The sequence below is a fragment of the Rhodococcus gannanensis genome (assembly GCF_042681175.1).
Classification (GTDB): domain Bacteria; phylum Actinomycetota; class Actinomycetes; order Mycobacteriales; family Mycobacteriaceae; genus Rhodococcus_G; species Rhodococcus_G gannanensis.
The window spans coordinates 17,963-27,640 of record NZ_JBHUFB010000022.1; the positions used below are offsets into that span (position 1 = coordinate 17,963).

Genomic DNA, 9,678 nt, shown 5'->3' on the forward strand with positions numbered 1-9,678 from the left:
CTGTGCGCCGTTCTGGTAGCTCCCACTACCGAAAGGGCGCACAGGCCTCAGGCTCCCGCGGTGTCGAGCACCCACGCGTACTCGAACGCCACCTCGCGCCACTTCTCGTAGCGACCGCTGACGCCGCCGTGCCCGGCGCTCATCTCGGTCTTGAGCAGCAACGGTGAGTCGCCGGTCTTGGTGTCCCGGAGCTTCGCCACCCACTTCGCCGGCTCGACGTACAGCACCCTGGTGTCGTTGATGCTGGTGATCGCGAGGATCGCCGGGTAGTCGTGGGCGCCGACGTTCTCGTACGGCGAGTAGGACCGCATGTACTCGTAGACGTCCTTGTCGGCGAGGGGGTTGCCCCACTCGTCCCACTCGATGACGGTGAGCGGCAGCGAGGGGTCGAGGATGGACGTGAGCGGGTCGACGAACGGCACGTTGGCGAGGATGCCCGCGAACATCTCGGGGGCCAGGTTCGCGACGGCCCCCATCAGCAGTCCACCGGCGCTGCCGCCGTCGGCGACCATCCGCTGCGGGGTGGTGCGGCCGGTGTCGACGAGATGCCGTGCGCAGGAGACGAAGTCGGTGAAGGTGTTCTTCTTCGACAGCATCTTCCCGGTGTCGTACCAGTGCCGGCCCATCTCACCGCCGCCGCGGACGTGGGCGACCGCGAAGACCATGCCGCGGTCGAGCAGCGACAGTCGCGCGACGGAGAATCCCGGGTCGATGCTCGACTCGTAGGAGCCGTAGCCGTACAGGAGCAGCGGCGCGGGGGCCGTGGTGCCACGGCGCTGGACGATGGAGATCGGGATCCGGGTGCCGTCGGCGGCGACCGCCCAGTCCCGGTGCTGCTCGTAGTCGGCGGGGTCGTAGCCGCCGAGTACGGGCTGCTCCTTGCGCAACAGCAGTGCGCCGCTCGCGATCTCGTAGTCGTAGATGCGGCTGGGCGTGATGAAGGAGGTGTACCCCATCCGCAGCAGCGGGCTCTCCCACTCGGGGTTCGAGCCGGCTCCGACCGAGTACAGCTCCTCGTCGAACTCGAGTTCACGGAGCTCGCCGTAGCCGGACTCCGTGAGCGGCCACACCGCCAGCCGGGTCAGCGCGTCGCGCCTGTACCCGAGCACGAGGTGGCCGGCGTAGGCGTCGACCTCCTCGAGCCGGACGTCGGCGCGGTGCGGAATCAGCGTGCGACGATCACTCGGGTCCTCGACCGGGGTGTCGACCAGGGTGAAGTTCTCCGCCTTCACTCCGTCGACGACTCCGTTGTGCAGGATGAGGAAGCGGTCCTCGCCGCCGACGACGGCGTGCTCGATCCCGTACTCGACGCCTTCCTCGCGCGGCCAGACGACGGTGAACTCGCCTTCTGGGTCGGAGGATTCGAGGTAGCGGATCTCGGAGGTGATCTTCGAGCCGATCCAGATCGTCAGGTACTTCTCGCTGCGGGTCGAACCGAAACCGACCCAGAACCGCTCGTCGGGTTCGTGAAACACCTGCACGTCCGCAGACCGGTCGGTGCCGAGCTCGTGCCGCCACACGGTGTCGGGGCGCCACGACTCGTCGACGGTCAGGTAGAAGACGTGCCGGTTGTCCACCGACCACGTCGCACCGGGCGCGGTGCCGGTGATCTCGTCGGCAATCGCCTCGCCCGTTTCGAGGTTCTTGAACCGCAGGGTGTACCGCTCGTCGCCCTCCGTGTCGACGGAGTACGCGAGCAGGGTGCCGTCGAGGGTCACCGACATGGCGCCGAGCGCGAAGAAGTCGTGGCCCTCGGCGAGCTCGTTGCCGTCGATCAGCACCTGCTCACCGGGGATGTCCACCTCGGCCGACAGCACGGGCGGAGTCCAGTCGTCGGGGGCGTCGATCGGGCACCGGCAGTGCACGCCGTACTGCTTGCCCTCGAAGGACCGGGAGTAGTACCACCACCGACCCATCCGGGACGGCACCGACAGGTCCGTCTCCTGGGTGCGGGACTTGATCTCGCCGAAGATCGCCTCCCGCAGCGGCCCGAGGTGCTCGGTGCGGGACGCCGTGTACGCGTTCTCCGCCTCGAGGTGCGCGATCACGTCCGGGTTGCTCTTGTCACGCAGCCACTCGTAGTCGTCGACGAACGTGTCGCCGTGGTGGGTGCGCTCCTGGGGAACCTTCTTCGCGACCGGGGCCGCGGTGACGGGCGAACTCATGCGCCCACCCTATGCGGTCAGCCGATCCAGTCGTCGAAGGACAGTCCGGAGATGCGCTCGTACGCCTCGATGTAGCGGGCGCGGGTCGCGTCGACGATGTCCTGCGGCAGCGGGGGCGGCGGGACGTCGGACGCGCGGTCCCAGCCGGACTCCGGCCCGGTCAGCCAGTTGCGGACGAACTGCTTGTCGAAGCTCGGCTGCACCTTGCCCGCCTCGTAGCCCTCCATCGGCCAGTACCGCGACGAGTCCGGGGTGAGGACCTCGTCGGCGAGCACCAGGTTGCCGTCGCCGTCGACGCCGAACTCGAACTTCGTGTCGGCGAGGATGATCCCCCGCTCGGAAGCGAAGATCGCGGCGCGGGAGTAGATGTCGAGGGTGTCCTCGCGCAGCTTCACCGCGAGGGCCTGACCGACCTGCTCGACGACCGCCGCGAAGTCGACGTTCTCGTCGTGGTCGCCGAGGGCCGCCTTCGTCGCGGGAGTGAAGATCGGCTCGGGCAGCTGCGACGCCTCCACCAGCCCCTCGGGCAGTTCCACCCCGCACACCGCGCCGGTGTTCTGGTAGTCGATCAGGCCGGAGCCGGTGAGGAACCCGCGGGCGACGCACTCGACGGGCACCATGTCCAGCTTCTTGACGACGAGCGCCCGGCCGAGGACCTCCTCGGGGATCCGCTCGTCGTCCGGCGGCCCGGCCAGGTGGTTCTGCGCCGTCAACCGGGTGAAGAAGAAGACGCTCATCGCGGTCAGCACACGGCCCTTGTCGGGGATCGGCGTGCTCAGGATGTGGTCGTAGGCCGAGATCCTGTCGCTGGCGACGAGAAGCAGGTGCTCGTCGTCGATGGTGTACAGGTCACGGACCTTGCCACCCGCGAGATGGGCGTAGTCGGAGAGTGAGGGGCGCACGAGCCAACCCTATCGGGTGGGAGCGACACCCGATCGGGCGGCAATCCCACCGTCTGGGCGCACCCGCACCGCCCGCGACCGGAACCGGACAAGCCGGACCCTGCCGAAACGAGTCGTCGTCTATCCTTCGAGCCGGTGTCACGGTGAACGGGAAGTCCGGTGCGAATCCGGCGCGGTACTCGCCACTGTGAGCAGGTACGTCGACCACACGGGGTGATGCCCGGCCACTGGACGCGACAGCGTCCGGGAAGGCGTGGTCGGCGGTCAGCCCTGCCGAGCCAGGAGACCGGCCGTGGCACCTGCCTGCATGTTTTCCACGAGTAATGGAAGGCGGGTTGCCGTGCGCACCCACACCCCCACGCGAGACCTCTCGCGCATCCCACCCCGGGCCCTGCCCGCCGCCGCGGTCGCCGTTGCCGCCGCGTTGACCCTGACCGCCTGCGGAGGCGGATCGACCGATTCGGACGCCGCCGCGGCGATCTCCCTGGAGAACTGCGGCCGCACCGTCACCCTCGACAGTCCCGCCGAGCGGGCGGTCACCGTCAGCCAGGGCGCCACCGAGACGGCCCTGTCGATCGGGGCCGAGGGCCGGATGGTCGGCACCGCGTACCTCGACGACGCGATCGCCCCGCAGTGGCAGGAGGCGTACCTGACGGTTCCGGTCATCGAGGAGAGCGACTACCCGAGCCGCGAGGCGCTCCTCGAAACCCGCCCCGACCTGGTGCTGTCGTCCTACGGGTCGGCATTCGACGAGAAGGCGATCGGGTCGCAGGACTCCCTCGCCGAGGTCGGTGTCGCCTCCTACGTCTCGCCGTTCGGCTGCGCGGACAAGTCGCTGCGCGCCCCGGCCGAGTGGGAGTCGATCTCCGGCGAGATCACCGACTACGGCGTCCTCTTCGGTCGGGAGGCCGAGGCCGCCGCGGTCGTCGAGCAGCAGGACGAGACCCTGACGGCCGTCCGGTCCGCCGCGTCGGGCGCCGGGAAGAGCATCTTCTGGTACGACAGCAACACCGACGTCCCGTACGTCGGCGCCAACGGGGGCGGTCCCCAGTTGATCATCGACGCGGTCGGTGCCACGAACATCTTCGCCGGGCTGGACGGGTCCTGGGTCGACGGCAACTGGGAGACCGTGCTCGCCGCGAACCCGGACGTCATCGTGCTCGCGGACGCATCCTGGGACACCGCCGAGCAGAAGAAGGCGTACCTGCGCAGCGATCCCGCACTGAAGGACCTGACCGCCGTCCGCGAGGACAGGTTCGTGGTGCTGCCCTTCTCCACGACCACCCCGGGACCGCGGTTGATCGACGGCGCGTCCGCGCTCTCCGGACAGCTGGCCGGCGAGCGGGGATGAGCGTGACCACCCGGGTGCCCGCCCGGGTCCGGGCGACGACCGCCGCCGGTTGGTGCGCGGTCGTCGCCGCGGCACTGCTGCTGAGCTGCGCCGTCGGCGTCGGGGTCGGTGCGGCCGACCTGTCGGTGGTGACCGTCGTCGATTCCGTCGCCGGTCGGCTCGGCATCGGGTCCGGCACCGACCTGCTCACCGAGCACATCGTGGTGGACCTGCGGCTGCCCCGGGTGATCGGCGCAGCGCTGGTGGGGGCCGGTCTGGCACTGTGCGGTGCGGTCCTGCAGTCCCTGACCGGCAACGCGCTCGCCGACCCGTACCTGCTCGGTATGTCCGGTGGCGCCTCGCTCGGTGCGGTGCTCGCACTGACGACCGGCATCGGCATCGGCGGACTGTTCGGCGCCGCGACGGTGTCCCTGGCGGCGTTCGCCGCCGCGGTGGCGAGTCTGCTGGTGGTGTTCCTCATCTCGACGTCCCGCTCCGGCGCGCTGGTGCCTGGCCGCCTCGTGCTCGCCGGGATCGCGATCGGCCAGTTCACGGCGGCGGTGACCTCCGCGCTGGTGCTGCTCGGCGACCGCGACGCCGCCCACCGGGTGCTGCAGTGGACCCTCGGATCGGTCGCCGGGATCCGCTGGCCCGGCGTCGCGACGGTGGCCGTCGTCGTCGCGGTGACGACGGTGGTGGTGCTGTCCCACATCCGGGTGCTGGACTCGTTCGCGTTCGGGCAGCGGGCCGCGGCGAGCCTCGGCACCGACGTGGAGCGGTCGCGGTGGGTCCTGTACGGGCTGGTGTCGCTGTGTACCGCCGCGCTCGTCGCGCAGGCCGGGGTGATCGGCTTCGTCGGACTGGTCGTCCCGCACGCCGCGCGGATGCTGGTCGGTCCCCTGCACGCCCGCCTGCTGCCCATCGTCGCGCTGCTCGGCGCGCTGCTGCTGGTGTGGGCGGACATCGCCGCCCGGACAGTGATGCCCGGACGCGAGCTGCCGCTGAGCATCGTCACCGCGATCGTCGGGGTGCCGATGTTCGTCTGGTTGATCCGCCGGAGAGGAGCCCGCGCATGAGCCACCACTCCCCCGAGGTCCGCGTGGAGGACGTCACCTGGTCGGTGGCCGGAACCACCATCCTCGACGGCGTCTCGTGTGTGGCACCCGAGAAGAAGTTCACGGGGCTGATCGGCCCGAACGGGTCCGGGAAGACGTCGCTGCTGTCCGCGATCGCGCGGCTCGAACGTCCCGACCGCGGTCGGGTGCTGCTCGGGGACGACGCGGTCGTCGATCTGTCGCGGCGCGAGTTCGCACAGACCGTCGCGCTGGTCGAGCAGCACTCGGCCACCGAGCTCGAACTGACCGTGGGGCAGGTCGTCGAACTCGGCGTGATTCCGCATCGGCGCGGCTGGGCTCGGCCGGCCGGCACCGGGTCCGGGGACGCCGTCGACGAAGGCCTCGCGGCAGCGGGCGTCACCCACCTGCGAGACCGCCTGTGGCACAGCCTCTCCGGCGGCGAGAAGCAGAAGACGCAACTCGCGCGGGCGTTCGCGCAGCGGCCCTGCGTGCTGCTGCTCGACGAACCGACGAACCACCTCGACGTGTCGGCCTCGCTCGACCTGCTGACACTGATCCGGCGGCGCGGCCTCACCACCGTCGCCGCGATGCACGACCTGAACCTGGCGGCCATGTACTGCGACCATCTGGTGGTGCTCGACGGCGGCCGCGTCGTCACAGAGGGCCCCGTCCCGGACGTGCTGACCGAGGAACTGCTCGCCGACGTCTACGGACTCGACGCCGTCGTGCAACCACATCCGCGGACGGGACGACCGACGGTGACCCTGTGCGGCGTGGTATCGGACACCGAAAGGGCTTTGTCGTGAACACGATTCGGCGCTGGGTGGTCGTCACCGCACCGACGGACCGCGGCGAGGACCCGCGCGACGTCCTGGCGTCGGCGCTGACCGCACTGCGCGACCGTCATCCGGACACGACGTTCCGCACCGCGGTGCTCGGCGGGTCGGGCCCGGCCGTCACGACCGTCCTGGACGAGGCCGCGGCGGCCGGGGCCTCCGAGGTGGTGATCGTGTCCGGGCAGACCCTGCACGACCGGAAGATGGAGGCCTGGTTCCGGCGCGTCGTCGGTCACTGGCTGCGTGAGCAGGCCGACGCGACCGGCCCGCAGGTCCGGCTGGCGGCGGGCCTGACCGACACAGCGTCCTACGCCGACCTGATGAGCGCGGCGATCGAGGGCCCGACCGTCCCGGCCCGCGACACCACCGCGCCGCTGTCCTCTCCGGCATGGGACGAGGTGCCCGGATTCGCCCGGCACGTACTGGTCTGCCGGGGTCCGCGCTGTTCGGCGCGCGGCGGCCCGGAGACCGCGCGGGCGCTGGACGATGCACTCGACGCCCGCGGCCTCGGCGACGACGACGTGCTCGTCACCCAGACCGGATGCATGTTCCCGTGTTCGCAGGCGCCGGTGGTGGCGGTGTACCCGGACGACACCTGGTACGCCGGGCTGACCGCGGACCGCGTCGACCGTTTCGTCGGCGACCACCTCGTCGGCGGGCATCCGGTCACGGCGTGGGCAGGCGCCCGACGGGACCGCGTCGGCGAGACCGGTCCGGGGCTGGCAGGCTGAACCCCATGGGAGCGCCGCGGGTCCGGATCACGTACTGCACGCAGTGCCAGTGGCTGCTGCGGGCGGCGTGGATGGCGCAGGAGCTGCTGAGCACGTTCGGCACCGACCTCGGCGAGGTGGCCCTGGTTCCCGGCACGGGCGGCGTCTACCTGATCGAGGTCGACGACACCCTGGTGTGGGACCGTTCCCGCGACGGCGGTTTTCCGGACCCGAAGACCCTCAAGCAGCGGGTCCGCGACGTGATCGCGCCCGGCCGGGATCTCGGGCACGCCGACCGACCGCGGGATCCGCGCACCGGGCAGGCTGCGACGGGACTGCCGGATCAGACGGTCTGAGCGCAGTCGTTCAGCGCGGCCCGTAGGTGTCGACGAACACGATCGGCGCGTCACCGAACATCGGGTGCTCGTCGAGGGCGAGCAGACCGGCGAAGGCCTTGGCCGTGTAGACCGGGTCGAGTGTCAGGCCGGCGTCGGCGGCGACGCGGGCCGCCGCGGTTCCCTCGGCGGTCGGATGACCGTATCCGGGCCCGAGCCACCGTCGGGTGACGATCAGTGATCCGGACCCGAGGTCGACCGGGCCGAACCGGGCGCCGCGACTGCGGAGCAGCCGTTCGGTGCCCCGTGCGAGTCCGACGAGGTCACGCTCCGCGAGCGGCAGGGTGTCGTTGACGACGACGGCGACGACCCGGGTGCGCAAGCCCGCGAGCCGCAGTCCGAGGAGCAGTCCGGCCGCGGTGCCACCGGACCCGACCGCGGTGACGACGGCCGCCGGCTCCGGCATCTCGCCGCTCCGGACCTGCTCGGCCAGTTCGAGCGCCGCCTCGACGTATCCGAGGGTGCCGATCGGAGTCGATCCGCCCGCCGGGAGGTAGTACGGGAAGCCGTGCCGGGCGAACAGCCAGGGTGCGAGCGCGATCGTGCGGGCCTTGGTGTGGGTGCGGTGCACGGTCGCGCCGGATTCGTGCAGCCGGACGAGCTGCGCCCGGACGTGCTCGTCCACCGGCTGGTCGATCAGCGCCAGCGTGGTGTCGATACCCCGGTCCCGCGCGTACAGGGCCGTCGCGAGTCCCCAGTTGGTGCCCAATGCCCCGACGGTGAGGATCCGGTGTGACCGGTGGGCCTCGACGTCGGGAAGGATCCATTCCAGCTTGCGGACCTTGTTGCCGCCCCAGCCGCCGTCGCCGAATCCGCTGTCGTCCTTGCACCACACGCGGTTTCGGACGCCGATGCCGTCCAGCCGGGTCAGCGGCCTCGGGCGTGAACCCAGCCGCAGGTGCGGGAGCGTGGCGGCGAGCTCGGGGTACCGACGATGCAGTTCGGGGTGCGACTCAGCCATGGCACCGGTGTGCTTCTCGCATCCGCGCAGACTACCCACGCGGACCGGATCGGGGCGTGGTTCAGCCGGCCGTCGACGCGGCGGCCGCCTCGCGCGCCCAGCGCGGGAGGATGAAGATGCCCTCGGCCTCGACGCAGATGCCGGCGGCGTCGGCGATGTGGCCCTTGACGATGGCCTTGACGCCGTCCATCCGGTCGAACCGTGCCTCCGCGTGCAGGTCGCCGAGCGGCGTCGGCTTGCGGTAGCGCAGCGTCAGGGTGCCGGTCATGCCCGGGCTGCCCGCGGCGACGGCGCAGTCACCGAGCACCTGGTCGAGGATCAGTGCGGACACGCCCCCGTGGGTGAGCCCGGCGGGGCCCTCGTACTGCGGGCCGAGGTGGAAGTCGGTCCACGTGCGGCCGTCGGGGTCCGTCTGGATCGTCAGGGGCGGCGCGACGGCGTTGCGGACACCGTCTGCGGCGTTGCCCCAACCGCGCTTCCAGCCCGATGCACCCCAGCGGACTCCGTAGGGCCCGGGGATGGCGCGCTCCTGCAGGATCGCGGCGGCCTCCTCGACGAGCGCCTTGGCCCGTCGCACGTCCGGCTCTCCGACCTCGGTCTGCAGGGTCGCCGCGATCAGCTGACGCACGCTGTCGGTGAGCGGCCCGTACAGGTCCACCTCGCGCTGGATGTCCTCGTCCGAGAGCTGGTCGTGGATGTACAGGAGCCGCTGGTCGGTGATCGGATCGGACACGGTACCTCGCTTGTCGTTCTGCGCTATCCGCAAAATTGCATGGTACACAGACACGAAATGGGGGTTCAGATCCCGTCCAGACGCCTCCGCAGCGCACCCGCGAGGTAGTCCAGGTCCGGACGACGCGCCGACATCGGCCTCCCCCGCAACCCGAAGCCGTCGCCGGCCGTCCGCGGGATCACGTGCAGGTGCACGTGGAACACCTCCTGCCCAGCGAGGGCGCCGTCGGCGAGGAACAGGTTCACACCGTCGGCGCGCGGGCCGTCCCGCAGCTCCGCGGGCACCCCGCCGTCAGACTTCAGGGCGGCCGCCATCCGCTGCCCGACCGCAAACACCCGGCGGCCGTCCTCGGGGTCGAGGTCGGCCAGCCCCGAGGCGTGGATCTTCGGCACCACCAGCAGGTGCCCCGGCGTGAACGGCCGGATGTCCATGAACGCCAGCGTGTGGTCGTCCTCATGGACGACGCTGGCCTCGGCGGTGCCGGCGACGATCGCGCAGAAGATGCAGTGCATCGCAGCAGTATGCGCTTCGCGCTCGTGCGCGGTTGACGGGTCCAGGTGGACGTCAACC

10 protein-coding genes and 1 riboswitch are annotated in these 9,678 nt (G+C 71.0%); of the genes, 5 read left to right on the forward strand and 5 right to left on the reverse strand.

The genetic code is table 11. The features are described from left to right. Positions 1-47: 47 nt before the first annotated feature. Together ACFSJG_RS25525 and ACFSJG_RS25530 are read right to left on the reverse strand one after the other, a co-directional pair. Positions 48-2,165 (reverse strand): S9 family peptidase, encoded by a 2,118-nt coding sequence (locus ACFSJG_RS25525; protein ID WP_378488050.1) that lies wholly within the window; start codon positions 2,163-2,165, stop codon positions 48-50. Between the two features lie 17 nt (positions 2,166-2,182). After that, positions 2,183-3,067, reverse strand: a complete 885-nt coding sequence (locus tag ACFSJG_RS25530) for a phosphoribosylaminoimidazolesuccinocarboxamide synthase (RefSeq protein WP_378488051.1) — start codon at positions 3,065-3,067, stop codon at positions 2,183-2,185. 124 nt (positions 3,068-3,191) lie between these two features. Then, a riboswitch (cobalamin riboswitch) is annotated at positions 3,192-3,376 on the forward strand. 31 nt (positions 3,377-3,407) lie between these two features. On the opposite strand from ACFSJG_RS25530, the gene ACFSJG_RS25535 reads away from it, so the two are divergent. Genes ACFSJG_RS25535 through ACFSJG_RS25555 form a run of 5 tightly spaced genes read left to right on the forward strand, consistent with a single transcriptional unit; the run spans position 3,408 to position 7,375 of the window. After that, positions 3,408-4,418: an ABC transporter substrate-binding protein gene (locus ACFSJG_RS25535; RefSeq protein ID WP_378488052.1), complete on the forward strand. Its 1,011-nt coding sequence runs from the start codon at positions 3,408-3,410 to the stop codon at positions 4,416-4,418. Further along, positions 4,415-5,473 carry a FecCD family ABC transporter permease gene (locus ACFSJG_RS25540; protein ID WP_378488053.1) on the forward strand — a complete coding sequence of 353 codons (1,059 nt, stop codon included), beginning with the start codon at positions 4,415-4,417 and terminating at the stop codon, positions 5,471-5,473. Before ACFSJG_RS25535 ends, ACFSJG_RS25540 begins: the two co-directional genes overlap by 4 nt. Beyond that, a complete protein-coding gene (locus ACFSJG_RS25545) occupies positions 5,470-6,279 on the forward strand; it encodes an ABC transporter ATP-binding protein (RefSeq protein WP_378488054.1) in 810 nt (269 codons plus the stop codon). Before ACFSJG_RS25540 ends, ACFSJG_RS25545 begins: the two co-directional genes overlap by 4 nt. Next, positions 6,276-7,040, forward strand: coding sequence for a (2Fe-2S) ferredoxin domain-containing protein (locus tag ACFSJG_RS25550; protein ID WP_378488055.1), 765 nt, complete (start codon positions 6,276-6,278; stop codon positions 7,038-7,040). Before ACFSJG_RS25545 ends, ACFSJG_RS25550 begins: the two co-directional genes overlap by 4 nt. A 5-nt stretch (positions 7,041-7,045) precedes the next feature. After that, on the forward strand, positions 7,046-7,375 hold the full coding sequence (locus ACFSJG_RS25555) for an Rdx family protein (protein WP_378488056.1): 330 nt from the start codon (positions 7,046-7,048) through the stop codon (positions 7,373-7,375). Between the two features lie 10 nt (positions 7,376-7,385). Here the strand turns inward: ACFSJG_RS25555 and ACFSJG_RS25560 are convergent, their stop codons facing one another. The 3 genes from ACFSJG_RS25560 to ACFSJG_RS25570 all read right to left on the reverse strand — a co-directional run. Further along, positions 7,386-8,375 carry a 1-aminocyclopropane-1-carboxylate deaminase/D-cysteine desulfhydrase gene (locus ACFSJG_RS25560; protein ID WP_378488057.1) on the reverse strand — a complete coding sequence of 330 codons (990 nt, stop codon included), beginning with the start codon at positions 8,373-8,375 and terminating at the stop codon, positions 7,386-7,388. A 61-nt stretch (positions 8,376-8,436) separates the two neighbouring features. Continuing rightward, positions 8,437-9,108, reverse strand: coding sequence for a PaaI family thioesterase (locus tag ACFSJG_RS25565; protein ID WP_378488058.1), 672 nt, complete (start codon positions 9,106-9,108; stop codon positions 8,437-8,439). A gap of 65 nt (positions 9,109-9,173) precedes the next feature. Continuing rightward, positions 9,174-9,678, reverse strand: a 505-nt coding sequence (locus ACFSJG_RS25570) for an HIT family protein (protein WP_378488059.1), incomplete at its 5' end; no start/stop codon positions are given.

Excerpts from the sequence above, each read along its gene's own strand:
- ACFSJG_RS25525 (WP_378488050.1), bottom strand. The coding sequence starts at position 2,165 with ATGAGTTCGCCCGTCACCGCGGCCCCGGTCGCGAAGAAGGTTCCCCAG.
- ACFSJG_RS25540 (WP_378488053.1), top strand. The coding sequence starts at position 4,415 with ATGAGCGTGACCACCCGGGTGCCCGCCCGGGTCCGGGCGACGACCGCC.
- ACFSJG_RS25545 (WP_378488054.1), top strand. The coding sequence starts at position 5,470 with ATGAGCCACCACTCCCCCGAGGTCCGCGTGGAGGACGTCACCTGGTCG.
- ACFSJG_RS25555 (WP_378488056.1), top strand. The coding sequence starts at position 7,046 with ATGGGAGCGCCGCGGGTCCGGATCACGTACTGCACGCAGTGCCAGTGG.
- ACFSJG_RS25560 (WP_378488057.1), bottom strand. The coding sequence starts at position 8,375 with ATGGCTGAGTCGCACCCCGAACTGCATCGTCGGTACCCCGAGCTCGCC.